We start from the raw sequence: 19,209 nt of genomic DNA on the forward strand, positions 1-19,209 counted from the left end.
CGTACACTCAGTTGATAAAACAATATCAATAAGATACAGCGTTAATATTGCAAGCGAGATAAAACCAATTTTTATGATGTTGTTACTTTAACGGATTAGCAGGCAAAGATTAAAAAGTTTGGTCAAGACTCGCAAGTCTGTGATCGTAAATTTAACTATATGAGTATAAAAATAATTAGTGATGTTCACGAAATTAAATTTGCCTTAGTCAGGTCTGTTAAGTGCTAGTAATCCGTTTTTAAAATTACAGATAAATGTAATTATCCTTCAATATAAAGATGTTATTAAAAATATGAAAAAACCCAATATATTTCGTAAGCTTGCTCTGCTTATCATTATTTCACTATTTGCTACTACTATACTGTATTTTGGCGGCGTATTTAGTAGTGGGGTTACAGCCCAACGCTTTGTAAACTTACAGCAAGGGGGAAATCCTCACCCTACTTTTCGTCGCGCCCATGCCAAGGGCATTTGTATAGCGGGGTCATTTGAATCAAACGGCGCTTTAGCTAGTTATTCACAAGCACAAATTTTTAACTTGGGTTCCACACCACTTTTAGGGCGTTTTTCAGTTGCAGGAAACAACCCTACCGCGCCTGACTTAAAAGCACCCGTGCGTAGTTTAGCATTTACATTAACTGCAAATGCTAATCAAGAATGGCGTGTGGCAATGAACACACCACCAGTAATGGCAGTGGCTACACCAACTGCTTTTTTTGAGCAATTACAAGCGCTATCACCCGACCCAGTAACAAAAAAACGTAGCCCCGAAAAAATAAAAGCATTCTTTGACGCTCACCCAGAAAGCGCAGCGTTTAATAAATGGAAAGCCAGTTATGTGCCAACCCATAGTTTTGCTACTGAAACCTACAACAGTATCAATGCTTTTTACCTTGTAGATGAGCAAGGTAAAAAACGGGCAGTACGTTGGATTGCTAAGCCGCAAAGTACTGCTAAAAGCAGTGCACAAATTGATTTAGATTCTAATGATGCACTACAGCAGCAATTAAGTGATGAATTAGCAATTGGACCGATTAAGTTTGATCTTATTTTTACCTTTGCAGATGCTAGTGATGATGAAAATAATCCTACTATTTTGTGGCCAGAGTCACGTAAATCAATTAACGCAGGTACAGTTGCTATTACACGTTTTCAAGCACAAGAGGGTGGCCAATGTGCGAATATGAACTTTGATCCACTTGTTTTACCTATAGGCATTGAGCCAACTGCAGATCCTATTTTACGTGCCAGAGCATCTAGTTACGCTGAGTCATTTCGTCGTCGTGCTAAAGAAGTACTTTTAAATAATTAATAATAGGGAATGTAGTATGAAAACAGTAACTAAGTACTCACCAGCCAGTATGCTTATTCATTGGACAATGGCAGTATTAATTATTTCGATGTTGTTTTTAGGTTTATCTATGGTGCAAAGTTTAGCTGTTTGGCAAATAGAGGCAGTGTTATTACATAAGTCGTTTGGGGTTTTAGCATTGTTTTTAGTATGTATTCGATTAATAAACAAAGCGCTTACTACTAGCCCTAAACTCCCCAGTAGCGTTGCAAAACCACAAGCACTTGCGGCGCACCTCACGCAATTAGGGTTATACACAACGATGATTCTAATGCCAATATCGGGCTGGTTAATGCAAAATGCAGATGGCAGAAATATCAGTTTTTTTGGCTTGTTCAGCCTGCCAAACTTACTTGAGAAGAATATAAGTTATTATGGCTTTTTGCGTGAATCGCATGCAATTATAGCGGTTTTATTCCTGCTATTGATTTTTATGCATGTGAGCGCAGCGCTATACCATGGTTTGCTTAAGCAGGATGGGGTTTTATCATCTATGCTACCGGGTAAAAATAAATAACTTATTATTAACTTAGCACTGCAGTATTAAATACAATTGTAAAAAGCACATAAAATAACGTTTATGTGCTTTTTTCGTCTCGCTATACTTATTTAATCATTATCAGAGTTGGTATAAGATGCTAACGCTTGCTCGACACTAAATGCGCCATCGAGCAGTGATTTACCTAAAATAATACCGCCAATCCCCAGCTCTTTGAGCTTTTTAATGTCATCAAGAGAACTTACGCCACCAGATGCTTGTACTTTAATAGTTGGGTTATGCTTAATTAAATCCTCGTACAGCGCGAACGATGGGCCGGTCATGGTGCCATCCTTACTGATGTCCGTACATAAAAAATCAATAACACCTAAGTTAGCATAAAAATCTACTAGCTCAAGTAAACCAAACTCAGATTCAGTTAGCCAACCATGGGTTGCCGGTGCCCAGCCATAGGCTGTTTTATTTACATCAAGGGCAATAACAAAGTGCTCTGCGCCAAACTGCTCAATCCAGGCTTTAACTTGTTCGCGTTTTTCAACCGCCATTGAGCCAATAACCACTTGGCTTGCGCCGGCTTTTAGCCAATCACTTACATCTTGCTCACAGCGAATGCCACCGCCAACTTGATACGGCACATTAAGTGCTTTTGTAGCCGCTTGAATGTGTTGCCACTGTTTTTTACTTGGATCGCGGGCACCTTCTAAATCAACTAAGTGAAGTTTACCTGCGCCGCTGTCGGCGTATTCTTTTAAACGCGCGCCTAACTCGAATGGGTAAAACTGTACAGTTTCGTATTTGCCTTGGTATAAGCGCACAATTTGATTTTGTAATACGTCTAATGCTGGAATAATCACAGTGTGTCTCTTTATTAATAGATGATGGGCAGCCTATAGCTGCCAATCAATAAAGTTTTGTAATAAACGCGCGCCTATTTTAGCGCTGCGCTCTGGGTGAAACTGCATGCCGGCATAGTTATCTTTAGCCACTATGGCCGAAAAACGTTGTCCGTACTCGCCACTTACTAATGTGGCGTTGTTTACCGTGTGCGCAAAGCTGTGTACAAAGTACACTTGCTCGTCGGGTGTTAGTCCTTTTGTTAAGGCATGTTCTTTATTAATGGTTAAATTGTTCCAGCCCATATGCGGTGATGTAAGTTGGCCTACATCAAGTGCTGTTACATGCCCAGGTATTTTACCTAAGCACTGCACGTTACCTTCTTCGGTACTTTCGCACAGTAATTGCATACCTAAACAAATGCCCATAAGCGGGCGCTGGTATTCGTTTATAGCGTGTTGCCAACCGTTATCTACTAAGCGTTTCATGGCAACCGAAGCATGACCAACACCGGGTAATATAGCGCGCTCAAAACCCGCTAATTGCTCTGGAGAGGTAATTACAGTTGGCGTTTGCCCTAAACGTTCAAAGGCAAAACGCACTGAGTTTATATTAGCGCATCCGGTATTTATTATCGCAATCATAAACACCCTTTAGAGCTAGCAGTTTGCTGGCTAATATCTTGCGCTATTGCCATGCGCAGTGCGCGAGAAAAAGCTTTAAATAAGCCCTCTACTTGATGATGGCAGTTACCGTCGCTTACCGACAAAATTAGGCTAATTGCGGCGTTATCGCTTAAACTTTTGAAAAAGTGCTCAACCATTTGAACATCTAAATCGCCTGCTTTTTCGCGGCTAAAGTTAGCGTTAAGTACAAACGAAGCACGACCCGATAAATCAATTTGAGCTTCGGCTTTACATTCATCCATTGGCAGGGCAAACCCATAGCGAGCAATTTGCGATTTAGTGCCTAAGGCTTGTTTAAGTGCAACACCTAAAGCAATACCTATGTCTTCAACAAGGTGGTGCTCGTCTATGTGTAGATCGCCTTTGGCTTTAATGTTTAAACCAATGTTGGCGTGGGTGCGAATTTGATCAAGCATATGATCAAAAAAGCCAAGGCCGGTGTCTATACTGCCGTTTTTAGTTTGATCTAAGTTTATTGCTACATCTATTTGGGTTTCTTTGGTATTACGTGTAACGCGGCCCTCGCGGTTCGCGGTAGTTAGTTTAGTAACTATTGCACTCCAATCACCATCGTATAAAATACCTTCGCAACATAAGTTTTGCGCCAGGCCTATATCAGTTTCACGATCGCCAATTACAAAAGAGCGCGCTAAATCTACTTTGCCAGAGCGCATTAACTCGGTAAGTAAACCTGTTTTAGGTTTACGGCAATCGCAGTTTTGCTCGTTAAAGTGTGGACAAATTAATACATCGTCAAAGCTAATGCCTTGGCTTTGTAGTATGTCCATCATTTTGTCTTGAGCTAGGTCAAAATCTTGTGTGGGGAAGCTATCGGTGCCTAAACCATCTTGGTTAGATACCATAACTAAGCGATAGCCTGCTGCTTGTAATTGTAATAATGCGGGCATTACACCGGGTAAAAACGCCAGCTTTTCAAGGCTATCTACCTGTTTATCGGTAATTGGCTCTTCTATTATGGTGCCGTCGCGGTCAATAAATAAATAGGGGTTACTCATGATACTTCCTGTTGTGCTGAAATTGCTGAGGCTGTTGGCACTGCTAGGCCATCGAGCCAAATTTTTACTTGTTTAAGTTCTTGTTCGCTACCAATTGAAATGCGTAGCCAGTCGTTTTCACCATATAAGGTAAAAGCGCGCATAACCAAACCTTGCTCAAGTGCGATTTTAAAATAGTTTTTATCGGCTAACTTTAAAGTAACAAAGTTACCTTCACCAGTTAGAATTTTTAATACAGCTGGCGATTCACTTAGCCACTGTACAAGTTTAGCTTTTAAAGTGTTTAAAATAATCACTTGGCGACGCATTGAGGTAATTGCGTCAGGGGCAATTGCTTGCGCTGCAATACTCGCTACTACACCAGATACCGGATACGGCGCTATTACTTTACGAATTGGTGCAAGAGTTGCTGCTTGTGCAAGCGTAAAACCGGTTCTAAGGCCTGCCAGTGCAAAAGCTTTTGAAAGGGTACGTAGCACCACTACATTACTAAACTGGTTTATTAATTTTGTAGCACTTTGCTCTGGGCAAAATTCTATATAGGCCTCATCAACAATAACCAATGCTTTATCTGCAAGTGCTGTGGCAATTGCTGTCACTTTATCAAGTGGGGTTAAGCTGCCAGTGGGGTTATTTGGGTTACAAATAAATACCAGTTTTGAACTACCAACCGCATCTACTATTTCATCAACACTGCCATTTAATAATAGCGCTTGTGTTAGTGCGTTAATGGCGACATTGTGGGTATCGGCAGTAACTTTATACATACCGTAAGTTGGCAAAAATAGTGCAATGCTGTCTTTTGCGCTTTCGCAGTATGTTCGTACTAAAAGCTCTATGCCTTCGTCGGCACCACGGGTCATTAGCACGTTTTCGCTTTCAAGCTCTGCATACGCAGCGTAGCGATCAATAACCAGTTGTGGTTGTGGATCTGGATAGCGATTTAAATCTTCAATACTCATCTGGATGGTTTTAGCATACGGACTTTCGTTGGCATTTAACCAAGTTGTGCCGCTTAACTTTTCACTTTTAGCTGAGCTGTAGGCAGCAAGCGCTGCAATATTTGCTGGTAATAAGCTATTAGCTTGCGTGCTCTCATTGCTCATTTTTAATTGCCTCTAAGCGAATTGAAACCGCATTTGCGTGAGCATCAAGGCCCTCGGCATTTGCAAGGGGTAAAATAGCTTTTGCAAGCTGGGTTAAACCACTTTTACTAATTGTTTGCACTGTATAGGTGCGAAAAAAATCAAGTAAGTTCAAGCTAGAATAGCTTGCGCTGTAACCATAGGTTGGTAATACGTGATTAGTTCCTGAAGCGTAATCGCCCGCCGACTCAGGCGTATAATCGCCCACAAATACTGATCCCGCGTTTTTAACTTTATCTAGGTATGGGGTTGAGTCAGCTAGTTGTAAAATTAAGTGCTCTGGGCCATATTGCGCCGATACATCAAACGCTTGTGCAACTGAATCAACTAAAATAAGTGACGAGTTAGCTAAGGCTTGCTCGGCGGTTTCTTTGCGGCTTAAGTTAGCCAGTTGACGAGTAAGCGCTTGCCGAGTTTGTGCAATAATGCGTTCGCAGTTACATAATAAAATAACTTGCGAGTCAGCACCGTGCTCTGCTTGAGAGAGTAAATCGGCAGCAATAAATTCTGGATTTGCACGCTCATCAGCAATAACCAGTACTTCTGAGGGGCCTGCAGGCATATCAATGGCCATGCCTGGTACAGTTTGCGCCACCAGTTGCTTAGCCATAGTGACAAAGCTATTACCCGGGCCAAATATTTTATTCACTTTAGGCACCGACTCTGTACCATAAGCCATTGCTGCAATTGCACCTGCACCACCACTTTCTATCAAAGTAGTAATGCCGCATAACTTAGCTGCATATAAAATAGCGGGGTTAATGGCTTTATCACCTTGTACAGGTGTAGCAAGCACAACGGTTTTTGCACCGCTTAATTGGGCTAATACACCTTGCATAATAACCGACGATGGCAGCGGAGCACTGCCACCGGGTACATATATACCAACAGCTTCGATGGCTTGATATTTCAGTTCACACACAACGCCCGGTTGGGTCGATAATTTGATATCTTTAGGTAATTGCGCTTCATGAAAACATTTTACATTTGCATAAGCGGTATCAATGGCATACTTAAGATCTGCACTGAGCGCCTGTTCAGATGCATTTATTTCATCAAGCGGCACACGTAAACGTGGGTTGGCTCTATTATCAAACTCTTTAGCCATGCTTAGTAAAGCCTCGTCGCCTTGCTCTTTTACCTTAGCTAAAATAGTTTTACATATAGCTTCAACCTTAGTGCTGGCCGAAACTGCAGGGCGTGTTAGCGCCGCTGCTTGTGCTTGTGAAGATTCCTCATTCCAACGAAGCATGTTACTTACTCCATCATTTTTTCAATAGGCATAACTAAAATTGAGTTAGCACCTAGGGCTTTTAACTGCTCCATGGTTTCCCAAAATAAAGTTTCGCTGCTTACCATGTGCAGTGCTACGTAATCATCACTACCGGCAAGCGCAAGTAGGGTAGGCTGACCAGAGCCAGGCAAAATTTCGCAAATTTCTTCAAGCTTATTTTTTGGCGCGTGTAGCATAATGTATTTGCTTTCTTTAGCTTGTCTAACACCACGTAGGCGCGGCATAAGCTTATTAATAAGTGCTAATTTGTCGGCATCTTGAAGGTCTTTATTTTGAATTAAACAAGCGTTTGATTCTAAAATAGTATCGCCTTGCATTAAACCATTCGCTTCAAGCGTTGCGCCAGTAGAAACCAAATCACAAATTGCATCAGCAAGGCCTGCACGTGGTGCTACTTCAACCGAGCCGGTAAGCATAACCGTGCTGGCGTTAATGCCTTCGCGTTTTAAGTACTGTTTTAAAATTTCAGGGTAGGTGGTAGCAATGCGTTTGCCTTCAAACCAGCTTTTGTCTTGCTTACCAAGCTCTTGTGGCCACGCTAGTGCTAGGCGGCAGTAGCCAAAGTCTAGTTTAGACAGTTTAGTTACTTCGCTTGGGATACCTTGGCGTAAACGCTCTGCTTGCACTTCTACTAGTACGTTTTCACCCACTATGCCTAAATCACATACGCCTTCCATTACTAAGCCTGGAATATCGTCATCGCGCACACGCAATACATCAATTGGCATATTAGTTGAATGTGCAATTAAGCGTTGTTCACGAAGATTAAGTTTGATACCTAGCTGTTTAAGTAGCTCTTGGCAATCTTTAGAAAGGCGGCCGCCCTTTTGGATGGCGATACGTAGACGATTACTGTTGTTCATTATTCATTTTCCTTTAATTTAAAAACTAAAAACCCCGAGGCGGAACCTCAGGGCGAAAATGAATCAATTTTTTATGACTCGCCAGAGGTTCCTTTTAGGAATAACCTCTCAGCGAAAGACCTGACAGGTTATTCCGATGAATGGTGGTGATGTACTGATGTCAGGTTTAAGCGCATTTTTTGTCCTATTTAACAAACGTTTGTATAGTTAACGTGTGTTGTTATGTATCTCGATTTGTGCGTATTATAAAAACATAAAGCAGCATAATATGGCAAGCCTTTTTTTGTATAATTAAAGAATATGTTATAACCGCCGATATAAACTAGGATTAATGTATATTAACTTAAGCTTTAAAAGCGCATACCATAAATAGGTTTTGGTATTGAAGGAGGATGTATGGATATTATGATCCCCTACTTAGGGCCAATTACGCGTTTAGCGCTAGAGCCTAAAGGGGCTTTTTATATTGCGGGCGTAAAACAAGGACCGAGTACTAACAAAGTTGCGTTAGAAGAGCGTAAAAAACGTGAGTTAGAAAAAAAACAAAAGCTTTCACTGATCAGCGAAAATACTGATAACTCGGGTATTAAAAAAGATGAAGACGGTACGCCGCACTTAGATACGTGGGCGTAAGTTGTTAAGCTGGTTATTAAGCGCAGCTATAAAACAGCAAAGGCCTAAAATTAGGCCTTTGCTGTACACCTAAAACTACTTTTTACTACTGCCTTTTAAAATGTAAAAAGCGAATATAGCAACTACAATGAGCTGGGCAATAACCCCCTCCCATGTAGATTTTACCCCTAGCCACACAATATCAATATTAACTGCCAAGCCTGAAATAGATATAATATCTGCTTCTTGTAGTGCAGTAATTGCTTTACCCATAAGCACAAACGACAGTGCAAAGAGTAAATATGTGGTAATTGCAAAAAACTTAGCAATTGGTAGTTTAATTGAATATTTGATCAGTACCCAAGTGATCAGCCCAAGTATTGCCAGCGCTATAACAAAGCCCATAGCTATTGATGAATATTGCTCTGGGGTGCTTTGAGTTAAAAGCGATTGATAAAATAAAACAGTTTCAAAAACTTCACGATACACAGCAATAAACGACAGACCAGCTAACCCCCACAGTGTTCCCGATTCTAAACGTTTATTAATATTATCTTGAATATAAGCCTGCCATTGTTGTGCACTGGTTTTGCTGTGCATCCACACGCCAACATAAAGCAAAATAACAGCGGCAAACATAGCGCCTACGCCTTCCATTACTTCACGACTGGCCCCACTAATTTCAATTAAAGACTGTGCTGCGGCCCACGTTAAACCTCCGGCAATAAGTGCCGTTATCCAGCCTATATGCACGTATTTAAGCGCGTCTTGACGCTGAGTTTTAATAAGTACCGTCATTAATGCCAATACCACTAACAAAGCTTCTAGGCCTTCGCGTAGTAATATAACCAAACTAGCCCAGAGCAAAGCGCTGTTGGTTAATTTAGTATTACTGAGCAGCTTACCTGCTTGTTCAAGCTGAGTAAGCGCCGCTGTAATTTGCTTGGCTACTATTGCGGTATCTTTTTCTTGTTTAAGTGTTTTACGCAACGCCATTAATTGCACTTCAATATTTTTACGCAAGGTTTCATCGTAAGCATTTAAGTTGTTTTCGACTAATTCAAAACCATCTAAGTACGCACTTATGGCCAAATCACTGGCTTGAGAATAGTTACCTAGAGCGTGCGCTTGTTGGGCTGCAATAAGTTGCGAGCGGGCAACAGCAAGTGGATCTTTTTTAGTAGTAAATAAATGCTCAGGATTACCACGTAGCCAGTGCACGTATTGTGTTTGTGCCTCGCTTGAGTTTGCCGTTAGCTGGGCAGGATTAAGATTAACTATTTGTGCAGCGCTAATATTTTGCTCTACATTGGTTGGCTGCTTTACATTTTTAAACGCTAAGCTACCCACATAAAACGCTAACGACCAACGTTGTTGTTCATTAAACTGTGTAAAGGCAACCATAGGGGTGTTATCTAAGCCATTAGTTACAGCATCAAATAATCCCATTAAAGAGCGATTATGCGCACGCTCTGCATCGGTGAAATTAGTTGGCTCTGGTGTTAAATTTTTAGCAAGCGGGCCATTACCTTGACCACTAATACCATGACAAGCAGCGCAATTTTGTTGATACAGAGCTTGAGTTTGTGTAATAGGCAATAGCGAGCCCGGTAGGGATAGCTGCGGCATAAATTTAAGCAGCGCGGCACGAAGATCTGAGCTTACCGCGCGCACATCAACCACACTACCTTTGTTGTAAACGGTTACTTTTAAATTACCAGCAAGCGTTTTTATGTTATTAAATTCACTACCTTGACTGGATAATAAATTGGCTTGATCAACTATTACATTGGAAAATTCAAGCATTTCTTGATATTCATCGGCATCAAGCACTTCACCTTCACCAACGGCTGCGACATAATCAACACCTATATATTCAGCAAGTTGTACTATTTGCTTAAATTTTGTTTGTTGGTTAGGAGATGCAGAAACAGCAAAGCTCGCAAAGACTATAACGAGCAACACGAACATTGTATTAATTTTTTGCTGAGTTATATAAAGGGCATTAAGTAATGAAAAGGGATGCTTTTTGGACATCGATAAGTCCTACGGATGAAAAAACAAAAGTATAATCGTTTTCATTTGCGTTTCAAGGGTTTTGTGCTAGATAAACAAAAAATAACAGCATTAATTATATAATATAAAACAGATCAAATACGCCCCAGAGTAGGCGCTATTTGATCATGTATATTACCAGTTAATTACAGTGAAATAATTGGTTAATTAGCCGTTTTTTTGCTTTGTTCTGCAGATGCAATACTGCTGTGAATAAGTGGTGAAATAGTTAAACCTTGAATAATAATTGAAAAAATCACCACTACATAGGTCACAATAACAATTAGGTTATGTAAATCAGAGCCGCCAATAAAAACTTCTTCACGGGGTATAGCCGCTGCCATGGCTAATGCTAAGCCACCTCTTAATCCGCCCCAGGTTAATATTTTAACGCTGTGCTTGTCGTAACTTCTAAACTGTTTAAATAATACAAAGGGGGCACCTACACTAATAAAACGGGCTATAAGCACAGCAGGTACCATGAGTAAGCCTACGCCAATTTCACTTAGTGTAATAGGCATGGTAACTATGAGCATGCCAATAATTAAAAACAGTAGCGCATTTAAAAAGCTGTCAGTGGCATGCCAAAAGTCTTTTACATAACGGGTATCTTCCGGTCCTGTGCGTTCAGTGGCTTTAGAGCGAGTAATATTGCCTAATAAAATACCGCTGGTTACCATAGCAAGCGCGCCCGATATTTCCCATAAATTGGCCGCTGCAAATCCTGCGCTTGGGATAGTGAGGGTAATAAGTAAGCGAATATTTACGTCGCGACTATTAATAATTAAAAAGTGACCAACCAGTGCAATAGCCAAGCCAAACGCTATACCACCAAGGGCATCAACAAAAAACAGCTCTGCTACGTCTTTAAAATTTGCTTCTGTACCATAAAAAGCGACTGAAAAAATAGTCGTAAATATAACTAAGCCAATACCATCGTTAAAAAGTGATTCGCCCTCAACTTGTACCGAAATACCCTCAGGTGCCCGCATTTGCTTAATGATAGCCAGTACTGCAATTGGGTCGGTGGGGCTAATTAATGCACCAAATAATAAACAGTAGATAAAAGGGACTGGCCAACCAAAGGCAGCAAATAAGTAAAAACTTAAATAGCCAACTATAAAAGTAGAAACCAAGGTAGAAAACAAGACTAAAACGGTTATTTCCCAGCGTTGTTTTTTAAGTGCTTGCAGGTTGATTTCTAGTGCGCCGGCAAATAATAAAAAGCCTAGCATGCCTTTAAGAAGTAACTCATTAAAGTTAATACTTGAGACAATTTGGGTCATAGCTAACGCGTTTTGATCGCCCAAAAGCTTAACGGCAATGATCAACAATAATGAAATGACAACCGAGCCGGTGGTAATGGCAATAGTGGTTTGCATTTTAAGAATATATTGATTTGCAAATGCAATAAAAATAGCAAGTGCAGAAAGAAAGCAAATGAGGTACCAAGCATTCATAGATTAACCTTAATTAATTATAAGCGACACACAAAAAGCGAGTTTCAAGGCTGCTATGGTACTCCTGTCATATTAGAGTGTCACAATATTTATAGGCTAATTCGGTGTTTAATTTAACCTTAGTAGCGCAATTGGTTAATAGTAAATGAGCAATTGTTAATAGTGTTGTCATAACTTTAAAGCTAAGTTAGCAATAACGTGTCATGGTAATTTAGGGTAAATAATTAAAATGAAGATTTTATTTTATAAATAGCACCATTAAAGTAAAACTACTTTGTAATTACTTGCCCTTGGTGATTAGCTTACGTAAAATCGCGCTATTATTTATTGTAAAGTGATTGGTATTATCAAACAGCTGTTTAGTGCAACCGGGCCTTTGGCGTTATCTTTAGATGGGTATACACCACGACAGCCACAAATTGATATGGCGGTTGCCGTTGCCGATGCGTTAAAAAACAGCTCACAACTAGTAGTTGAAGCCGGAACGGGCACAGGAAAAACGTTTGCCTATTTAGCCCCTGCGCTTAAATCAAAAGGTAAAACCATCATATCTACGGGCTCTAAAGCCCTGCAAGAGCAGCTATATCATCGCGACTTACCGCAACTCGTAAAAGCGTTAAGTGCTTCTAAAAAAACGGCATTATTAAAAGGCCGAGCAAACTACTTATGTACCTATCGGCTTAATCAGCATGTGGCGCATGTACCTACCGACGATTCTGATGTAATGCACCAATTAGCTATGGTGGCTAAGTTTGCCAGCGAAACACAGTCAGGCGACTTAGCCGACTGTATTGGTATAGAAGATGATGCAAAAGTATTGCCTTATGTAAACTCCACCGCCGACAACTGTTTAGGCAAAGAATGCCCCGACTTTCAAGCTTGTTATATAAGAAAAGCACGCTTAAATGCTGCTGATGCCGATATAGTGGTAATTAACCATCATTTATTTTTTGCTGATATGGCAGTAAAAGACAGTGGCTTTGCGGAGCTAATGCCCACAGCAGATGCTTATATATTTGACGAAGCACACCAATTAAGCGAAATTGCTAGTGATTACTTTGGCGAAAGCGTTAGCACTAAAAAGCTAGTGGATTTAATTAACGATTTACGTGCCATTTATCGTGCCGAAATCCCTGACATGCTGCAGCTAGGTAAAAGCTTAAATAAACTCGAAACCAGTGTTGCCGATTTACGCCTGCAGTTTGGCGTTGATGGCAGCCGTGGTGATTGGCGCGCCAAGCTCAGCGATAAGCAAATTTGCGCCGCATTGCATCGGGTTATTAGCGACCTAGACTTTGTTTATCAGGTATTAAAACTTTGCTTAGACAGAAGCGATAAAATAGAGCACCCGTTTGAACGTGCACTTGCATTTAAAGGCCAGTTGGAGCGGGTATTCGATACCACGCAAACCGGTTTTAGTTATTGGTACGAAACCACTCGCCGTTATTTAACTATTAATATAACGCCATTAAATGTATCAGTTAAATTTGCTAAAATGATGGCCGATACAGGCGCAGGGTTTGTATTTACCTCAGCGACATTGTCGGTCGACAATCAGCTTAGCCACTTTAACGCCAGCCTTGGACTAACACCCAAACAAAGCATGATGGTAGATAGCCCGTTTGATTATCCAAACCAAGCACTGCTGTGTTTGCCGCGTTACTTACCTGAGTCGCACGCAGACAATATGCCCCACGCAATTGTAAAATTAACCCTAGAACTGATTAAGTCGGCTAAAGGGCGCTGTTTTGTGCTTTTTACAAGTTACCGTATGATGCATTTAGTAGCCGAAGGACTTACTACGCAAATAGACTACCCAGTTTATATGCAAGGACAAATGTCGAAACGTATTATTTTAGAAAAGTTTACCCGCCATGGTAACGCAGTGCTATTAGGGACGGCCTCATTTTGGGAAGGGGTTGATGTACGCGGCAGTACGCTAAGCTGTGTTATTATTGATAAGCTTCCTTTTGCTGCGCCAGATGACCCTTTGCTACAAGCTAAAATGCAAGACTGCCAAATGCAAGGAAAAGACCCCTTTGCACATATACAATTGCCGCAAGCAGTTATTGCGCTTAAGCAAGGAGTAGGGCGGTTAATACGCGACAGTAAAGACAAAGGCGTACTTGTAATATGCGATAACCGCCTAGTTACACGCCAATATGGGCAAGTATTTTTAAAGAGCTTACCGCCAATGCGCCGCACGCGAAGCTTAGAAGATGCCAATAAATTTTTACAACAAATTAATTAGAGTAATAAAATGATCAAAAGTAATATTCTTGCCCTTGATGCGTCTACCGAAGCGCTATCAATTGTTTTACATTTTAAGGGGCAAACATTTCATCATTTTGAAGAATGCCCACAGCAGCATAGTCAAAAAATACTGCCATTAATTGATCAGCTATTAGCCAGCGCAAACTGTAAATTAAAAGACTTAGACGTAATTGGCTTTGGTCAAGGCCCAGGTAGTTTTACGGGAGTACGTATTAGTGTAGCTATTGCACAAGGCCTAGCATATTCAACTAAATTACCACTTGTAGGGGTATCTACGTTAGCTATTATGGCGCAACAAGCGTTTGAGCAGCACGGCCACGAAAGTGTTTATCCAAGTATTGACGCCCGCATGGGAGAGATTTACTTTGCGCATTACCAAGCACAAAATGGCTTAATGCAATTAGTTAATCAAGAGTGCGTAATTAAACCTGCGTTGTTAAATCAAGATTATATAGCCAATAGCGCGCCACAATCGGTTGCTGTAGGTACAGGGTTTAAAACATACCCAGATGCGCTGAATGATTTTGATAATGTAGCTATAAATAGCGAGATCACACTGCCCGATGCACGCTACATGCTAGCGTTTGTAGAAGCAGGTTTTTTAGCGGGTAACGTTGTAAAAGCAAGCGATGCACAGCCTAAATATGTACGCGATACTGTTACTTGGAAAAAGCTTCCTGGTCGAGAATAAAAATTAAATAACGAGTATTTGCAAATTGGTTGTTTTTAAATCATAATTTTAAATAGATTAAGATTGGAGACGCGTAATGACGCTGCCTATTGGTTCAGGTTTTTTTACCGGAGATATTCCGGGTAGAGTTAGCTCTGCTAAAGTAGTTACTAATAAATCACAAGGTTTGTTAGAGCATACTGCTGCGCCAAAAACGAATACCGATTATGTTAAAAACAGTCGTGAGGGCGTAGAGTTAGCGAATCAGTTTTTTAAAGCTAACGCAGCAAATACACAATATAATCAAACTATTTACGACCAACCGTCAGCACAAGTAAGCAAGGCTATTTCTACTTATACCGAATTTGCAAATTTAGAACGACGTGCTGAAGTGCAAGATTTAATTGGTGTAGACATTTACGCTTAAATTACTCAAGCTTGACATCCTCCACCACCTCGCCAAGCGCCTGAACAAGTTCAGGAAAGGAGGGGGATTCCGATTAGTTTAAAACCATCGGGGCCTTGTGATCACTCATAAGGCAAGTTCCTGCTTCAACAAGCTGACTAATGTCAATCTCTCCACAGGCTAGAACGCGATGACCTCGCGCTAAAATATTTAATGCGCCAACATGATCCGCATTATCTTGATAACCGCACTTCGCACATTCAAACTTAGACTGCGTTAATCGGTTATCTTTTGATTGATGACCACACGCCGGACACGTTTGACTGGTATGTTTCGGATCAACAAAAATAACCTGACCGCCGAGGCAATCCTGCTTATATTTCAGCATCTCTTTAAACATTCCCCATCCTTGATTGAGAATGACGCGGTTTAAGCCAGATTTTTGTTTCACCATTTTTCCATGCTGCTCACTGTTGCCTTTGCTGTTTTTCGTCATATTTCTAATTTTAAGATCTTCTAGCACGATGATTGCGTGGCTTTTGCTCAACTGTGTTGAGATCTTATGTAATTTGTCATGACGAATATTGGCAACTTTCGTATGAAATGTTGTGATCTTTGCTTTTAATTTTTTCCAGTTACTTGAAAATTTCACTTTTCTAGCAAGTTGCTTCTGTAATCGTTTGATCCTGATTGTCTGTTTACTGGTATCTATCGGCTCCACAAAACTGCCATCAGAAAGGATAATTAGGCGTTTCACGCCTAAATCTCCCCCAATCATGGCGTTTGATGGGTGCTTAGGTGGTGCTACTTCTTGTTCAACTTGGATTGAAACAAACCAGTGCTTTCCTTTTTGTGAAACAGTGACTTTTTAGCTTTTCCTAAAATAGCTTGGCTTTTTCTAACATTAACCCAACCGATTTTAGGTAAAAAAATACGTTTCCCATTCTTGTCGATTTTAAAGCCTTGAGGAAAACTAAAGCTATTCACCTCTCCTTTTTTCTTAAAAGTAGGCATCCGTTTGAGTGGTTGGTTTTTATCGAATGCGTCTTTAAAGGCGCGTTCAAGCTGTTTTAATGTTTGTTGGATAGTTTGTGCTGGCGATAGTGTTAAAAAGCCATACTCCTCGCTTTTTTTCCAAAGTTTGGAAAAGAAATCCAACTCTTGGTAGTAGCAAATTTTTTGTTTATTCTGTAACTTAAATAAGTTAATCGCTAAGGCTTTATTCCACAAGAATCGACAATTTCCCGCATATTGCGCCATTTTAGCGTTAATATCGGGTGTTGTTTTTAAAAGAAATTTATAAGCTTTGCGAATAATCATACTGTTATTATATACAGTCAATCAAAAAGGAACAACCCACTTAGTCGCTTCGCGACTATTGCCTTATATCACCGACCTAAAGGAACGGTGTTTTACGGCAAAAGTTGATAAAATTTAAAAATAAAAAGCCCGAACATATTAGATGCTCGGGCTTTTTGTTTGTTACATATTTATTGTATTTAATAACGTTATTTTTCTATAAATGCGATTAGCTTATCGGCAATGTCAGTATTGTTTTGTGAGCCCGTAAATTGCTCGCTACCTTTACCATAGGCAAATACTTGTACATCAACTGCTGTATGGCCACCGGTTGTCCAGCCAGTAAAGCTGGCATCGTTAATAATACTTTTAATGGCTAAATTTAAAGGCTTTTTACCCATTTTTTTAGCTTGCTCAAGTTTAATTTGGTGCTCAGCACTAAACTCAATATTAGTATTAGCAGACCAAACTGTTTTTAAATTACTGGCATCCATTAATAGCGAGGTTAATTTACCAGCCGAGGCTTTAACGCCTTTAACTATTTCGGTATCCCACTTGTATTGTCCGTGGGCACCAAGTGTTAAACCACCTGTTGAGTGATCTGCGGTAACAATTAAAATCGTGTCTTGGTTTTTATCAACGTATGCTTTTGCTTTTTCGACCGATTTAGCAAAGTCGTCCATTTCTGCCATAGCACAGGCTATATCGTTAGCATGGCCACACCAATCAATTTGGCTGCCTTCAATCATCACAAAAAAGCCTTCTTTGTTTTGGCCATCTAACAAATCAAGTGTTTTAGTGGTTAATCTTGCAAGGCGAGTAGGGTGCTCATCAATTGCGTATGGAAGGCCTTTTTCGGCGTATAAACCAATGGCAGGGAGTTGCGTAATTTGGCCTAGGTTATTAATGTCGTCGGAGTATTGATAACCAGCGGCTTTAAATTCTTCAACTAAGTTACGGTCTTCACGAATAAAATATTTAGTCCCTCCACCTAGCATTAAATCAACGGGTAGCTTGCCAGCAATTTTATTATCTATGTAATCGTTGGCAATTTCATCGTAGTTACCGCGAGATTCATTATGAGACGCAAAGCTTGCCGGTGTGGCGTGGTTAATTTGCAAAGTAGCGACAAGTGCAGTGGTCATACCGCGCTCTTTTGCAATTTCTAACATCGTTTTAACGGGCTTTTTATTGGTATCTACGCCAATAGCACCGTTATAGCTTTTATGACCACTACTTAATGCTGTAGCACTTGCTGCGCTGTCGGTAACATAAGTATGATCGTCTGGGTAGGTGTGTGCCATGCCGGTTAACATAGTATCGAATACGGTGCTTTCAATTGCTTTTGTGTTTGGATCGTCTTTAAAGTAGCGATAAGCAGTTGTATAAGCTGGGCCCATGCCATCGCCAATCATATAAATAATATTTTTTGGTGCCGAATCTGCATAAGCACCTGTTGCGCTGCATAAAAGCGCCAATAAACTGAGCTGTTTTTTCATGTTTGTACCTTTTAAATGTACTTAATTTAATTAGCTTGGAGTTATTGTATACAGTTAATATGATAAATAAATTAATATCGATGAACGACTAAAGCAAGGTGTTAAAGTTATATTGTGCTTAAGCTTTATAAAATCAGGATCACATAAACTAATTTACTTGCTTAGTTATAATTACTTCTTTGTTTTAAATTAGCTGGTAGCAAATACCTATCATTAAAGGTTACATTGTATATATAAGCTTTAAGTAACGTTTTAAAGGTAGTTATTTCAAATGTTATGAGTAATATTATATAAATTAATAGGGGTGTGCTGTGCAACCATTTAATATTCAAATCAATAATTTAAATATTCATGGTTTAAAAATGGGAAGTGGAGATGAAGTAGTAATTGCGCTGCATGGCTGGCTTGATAATAGTGCAAGTTATATCCCTATGTTAGCAAATGCCAAAGTGCAGCAAACGTGGTATTGCCTTGATTTTGCTGGACACGGTTTGTCGTCGTGGCGTAGCGACGACGCACACTATTATTTTGTAGACTATATAGATGATATATATCAGTTTATAAATGCTTTAGGGGTAAAAAAAGTACACCTAGTAGGGCACTCTATGGGAGCTATGGTGGCGGGGTTGTTTGCAAGCTGTTTTAGTGACTATGTAACGTCTGTAACATTTATAGAAGGGATTGGGTGCGTAACAACCCCAAGTGAAGAAGTAACTCAACAACTTAAAAGTGCTATTTTAAACCGAGACAGGCTAAAAAATAAAAAGCCAAGAGTGTATCAATCGAAAGAGCAAATACACCAAGCACGTGCGCAAACAACAGATTTAAATAGCCAGCTTGTTGAGGTGTTAATGGAGCGCAATATTAAAACAATTAAAAATGGATTTGCATTAACAACCGACCCAAAACTTAAAAATCATTCAGGTTTTAGGTTTGATGAGGCGCAATGTATTGGTGCAATAAAAAATATAATTGCGCCATGTCAGTTAATATTAGGAGATACAGGCTACACTTTTGTAAAACAAAATTTAGAAAACTATACTAAATATTACAATAGCTTAAATGTAATAACTGTAGAGGGCGGACATCACTGTCATATGCAAAGTAGTGCGCACTGTTTTGAACAGATTCAAGCATTTATGGTGCAAAGTAGCGTGTGTTAATTGTATATTAGCGTTAAATGTGGGATTATTCTTCATTAGAGTATTTGCTCAATTGTCAAAGTGCCTTACTTAGATTAAGGTTA

At 40.0% G+C, this 19,209-nt stretch carries 18 protein-coding genes; 7 read left to right on the plus strand and 11 right to left on the minus strand.

The features are described 5' to 3' along the window. The first annotated feature begins 292 nt into the window (after nt 1-292). Nucleotides 293-1,312: a catalase family peroxidase gene (locus PTRA_RS18400; protein WP_237113503.1), complete on the plus strand. Its 1,020-nt coding sequence runs from the start codon at nt 293-295 to the stop codon at nt 1,310-1,312. A gap of 16 nt (nt 1,313-1,328) precedes the next feature. Beyond that, the gene (locus PTRA_RS18405; protein WP_058375074.1) at nt 1,329-1,868 is read left to right on the plus strand and encodes a cytochrome b; all 540 of its coding nucleotides are present in this window, start codon (nt 1,329-1,331) and stop codon (nt 1,866-1,868) included. A gap of 92 nt (nt 1,869-1,960) precedes the next feature. Here the strand turns inward: PTRA_RS18405 and PTRA_RS18410 are convergent, their stop codons facing one another. The 6 genes from PTRA_RS18410 to hisG are packed head-to-tail and all read right to left on the minus strand — an operon-like array spanning nt 1,961 to nt 7,688. Next, nucleotides 1,961-2,704: a 1-(5-phosphoribosyl)-5-[(5-phosphoribosylamino)methylideneamino] imidazole-4-carboxamide isomerase gene (locus PTRA_RS18410; protein WP_058375075.1), complete on the minus strand. Its 744-nt coding sequence runs from the start codon at nt 2,702-2,704 to the stop codon at nt 1,961-1,963. Between the two features lie 33 nt (nt 2,705-2,737). Beyond that, on the minus strand, nt 2,738-3,328 hold the full coding sequence (gene hisH / locus PTRA_RS18415) for an imidazole glycerol phosphate synthase subunit HisH (RefSeq protein WP_058375076.1): 591 nt from the start codon (nt 3,326-3,328) through the stop codon (nt 2,738-2,740). Further along, nucleotides 3,325-4,386, minus strand: a complete 1,062-nt coding sequence (hisB, locus tag PTRA_RS18420) for a bifunctional histidinol-phosphatase/imidazoleglycerol-phosphate dehydratase HisB (RefSeq protein WP_058375077.1) — start codon at nt 4,384-4,386, stop codon at nt 3,325-3,327. The genes hisH and hisB overlap by 4 nt, the downstream gene beginning before the upstream one ends. Continuing rightward, entirely contained in the window at nt 4,383-5,492 is a 1,110-nt protein-coding gene (gene hisC, locus PTRA_RS18425) for a histidinol-phosphate transaminase (protein ID WP_058375078.1), read from the minus strand. The genes hisB and hisC overlap by 4 nt, the downstream gene beginning before the upstream one ends. After that, a complete protein-coding gene (hisD, locus tag PTRA_RS18430) occupies nt 5,482-6,783 on the minus strand; it encodes a histidinol dehydrogenase (RefSeq protein WP_058375079.1) in 1,302 nt (433 codons plus the stop codon). The genes hisC and hisD overlap by 11 nt, the downstream gene beginning before the upstream one ends. Nucleotides 6,784-6,788: 5 nt before the next feature. Further along, nucleotides 6,789-7,688 (minus strand): ATP phosphoribosyltransferase, encoded by a 900-nt coding sequence (hisG, locus tag PTRA_RS18435; RefSeq protein ID WP_058375080.1) that lies wholly within the window; start codon nt 7,686-7,688, stop codon nt 6,789-6,791. Between the two features lie 396 nt (nt 7,689-8,084). On the opposite strand from hisG, the gene PTRA_RS18440 reads away from it, so the two are divergent. Beyond that, a complete protein-coding gene (locus tag PTRA_RS18440) occupies nt 8,085-8,321 on the plus strand; it encodes a hypothetical protein (protein WP_058375081.1) in 237 nt (78 codons plus the stop codon). A 75-nt stretch (nt 8,322-8,396) separates the two neighbouring features. Here PTRA_RS18440 and PTRA_RS18445 read toward each other — a convergent pair whose 3' ends face one another. Both PTRA_RS18445 and PTRA_RS18450 read right to left on the minus strand, forming a co-directional pair. Next, a complete protein-coding gene (locus PTRA_RS18445) occupies nt 8,397-10,271 on the minus strand; it encodes an FTR1 family protein (protein WP_058375173.1) in 1,875 nt (624 codons plus the stop codon). Between the two features lie 248 nt (nt 10,272-10,519). After that, a complete protein-coding gene (locus PTRA_RS18450; RefSeq protein WP_058375082.1) occupies nt 10,520-11,815 on the minus strand; it encodes a cation:proton antiporter in 1,296 nt (431 codons plus the stop codon). Nucleotides 11,816-12,149: 334 nt separating this feature from the next. On the opposite strand from PTRA_RS18450, the gene PTRA_RS18455 reads away from it, so the two are divergent. From PTRA_RS18455 to PTRA_RS18465, 3 genes are all read left to right on the plus strand, one after another. Then, nucleotides 12,150-14,066, plus strand: coding sequence for a DNA repair helicase YoaA (locus PTRA_RS18455; protein ID WP_058375083.1), 1,917 nt, complete (start codon nt 12,150-12,152; stop codon nt 14,064-14,066). Between the two features lie 9 nt (nt 14,067-14,075). Beyond that, a complete protein-coding gene (gene tsaB, locus PTRA_RS18460; protein ID WP_058375084.1) occupies nt 14,076-14,780 on the plus strand; it encodes a tRNA (adenosine(37)-N6)-threonylcarbamoyltransferase complex dimerization subunit type 1 TsaB in 705 nt (234 codons plus the stop codon). A gap of 76 nt (nt 14,781-14,856) precedes the next feature. After that, nucleotides 14,857-15,186 carry a hypothetical protein gene (locus PTRA_RS18465; RefSeq protein ID WP_058375085.1) on the plus strand — a complete coding sequence of 110 codons (330 nt, stop codon included), beginning with the start codon at nt 14,857-14,859 and terminating at the stop codon, nt 15,184-15,186. 73 nt (nt 15,187-15,259) lie between these two features. Here the strand turns inward: PTRA_RS18465 and PTRA_RS19185 are convergent, their stop codons facing one another. The 3 genes from PTRA_RS19185 to PTRA_RS18475 form a co-directional block, all read right to left on the minus strand. Further along, the gene (locus PTRA_RS19185; RefSeq protein ID WP_237113519.1) at nt 15,260-15,991 is read right to left on the minus strand and encodes an RNA-guided endonuclease InsQ/TnpB family protein; all 732 of its coding nucleotides are present in this window, start codon (nt 15,989-15,991) and stop codon (nt 15,260-15,262) included. Then, nucleotides 15,970-16,485: a helix-turn-helix domain-containing protein gene (locus tag PTRA_RS19190; RefSeq protein WP_208855540.1), complete on the minus strand. Its 516-nt coding sequence runs from the start codon at nt 16,483-16,485 to the stop codon at nt 15,970-15,972. The genes PTRA_RS19185 and PTRA_RS19190 overlap by 22 nt, the downstream gene beginning before the upstream one ends. A 188-nt stretch (nt 16,486-16,673) precedes the next feature. After that, nucleotides 16,674-17,963 carry an alkaline phosphatase gene (locus PTRA_RS18475; protein WP_058375086.1) on the minus strand — a complete coding sequence of 430 codons (1,290 nt, stop codon included), beginning with the start codon at nt 17,961-17,963 and terminating at the stop codon, nt 16,674-16,676. Nucleotides 17,964-18,274: 311 nt separating this feature from the next. Here PTRA_RS18475 and PTRA_RS18480 point away from each other — a divergent pair, with 311 nt between their 5' ends. Beyond that, the gene (locus PTRA_RS18480) at nt 18,275-19,126 is read left to right on the plus strand and encodes an alpha/beta hydrolase (RefSeq protein ID WP_058375087.1); all 852 of its coding nucleotides are present in this window, start codon (nt 18,275-18,277) and stop codon (nt 19,124-19,126) included. Nucleotides 19,127-19,209 lie beyond the last annotated feature (83 nt).

The sequence above is a fragment of the Pseudoalteromonas translucida KMM 520 genome (assembly GCF_001465295.1).
Taxonomy (GTDB): domain Bacteria; phylum Pseudomonadota; class Gammaproteobacteria; order Enterobacterales; family Alteromonadaceae; genus Pseudoalteromonas; species Pseudoalteromonas translucida.

Bases quoted from the DNA above. Each gene is read 5' to 3' on its own strand.
- hisD (WP_058375079.1), bottom strand. From the start codon at position 6,783: ATGCTTCGTTGGAATGAGGAATCTTCACAAGCACAAGCAGCGGCGCTA.
- PTRA_RS18405 (WP_058375074.1), top strand. From the start codon at position 1,329: ATGAAAACAGTAACTAAGTACTCACCAGCCAGTATGCTTATTCATTGG.
- PTRA_RS18465 (WP_058375085.1), top strand. From the start codon at position 14,857: ATGACGCTGCCTATTGGTTCAGGTTTTTTTACCGGAGATATTCCGGGT.
- PTRA_RS18440 (WP_058375081.1), top strand. From the start codon at position 8,085: ATGGATATTATGATCCCCTACTTAGGGCCAATTACGCGTTTAGCGCTA.
- tsaB (WP_058375084.1), top strand. From the start codon at position 14,076: ATGATCAAAAGTAATATTCTTGCCCTTGATGCGTCTACCGAAGCGCTA.
- hisB (WP_058375077.1), bottom strand. From the start codon at position 4,386: ATGAGTAACCCCTATTTATTTATTGACCGCGACGGCACCATAATAGAA.
- PTRA_RS18400 (WP_237113503.1), top strand. From the start codon at position 293: ATGAAAAAACCCAATATATTTCGTAAGCTTGCTCTGCTTATCATTATT.
- PTRA_RS19190 (WP_208855540.1), bottom strand. From the start codon at position 16,485: ATGATTATTCGCAAAGCTTATAAATTTCTTTTAAAAACAACACCCGAT.
- hisC (WP_058375078.1), bottom strand. From the start codon at position 5,492: ATGAGCAATGAGAGCACGCAAGCTAATAGCTTATTACCAGCAAATATT.
- hisG (WP_058375080.1), bottom strand. From the start codon at position 7,688: ATGAACAACAGTAATCGTCTACGTATCGCCATCCAAAAGGGCGGCCGC.
- hisH (WP_058375076.1), bottom strand. From the start codon at position 3,328: ATGATTGCGATAATAAATACCGGATGCGCTAATATAAACTCAGTGCGT.
- PTRA_RS18450 (WP_058375082.1), bottom strand. From the start codon at position 11,815: ATGAATGCTTGGTACCTCATTTGCTTTCTTTCTGCACTTGCTATTTTT.
- PTRA_RS18445 (WP_058375173.1), bottom strand. From the start codon at position 10,271: ATGTTCGTGTTGCTCGTTATAGTCTTTGCGAGCTTTGCTGTTTCTGCA.
- PTRA_RS18475 (WP_058375086.1), bottom strand. From the start codon at position 17,963: ATGAAAAAACAGCTCAGTTTATTGGCGCTTTTATGCAGCGCAACAGGT.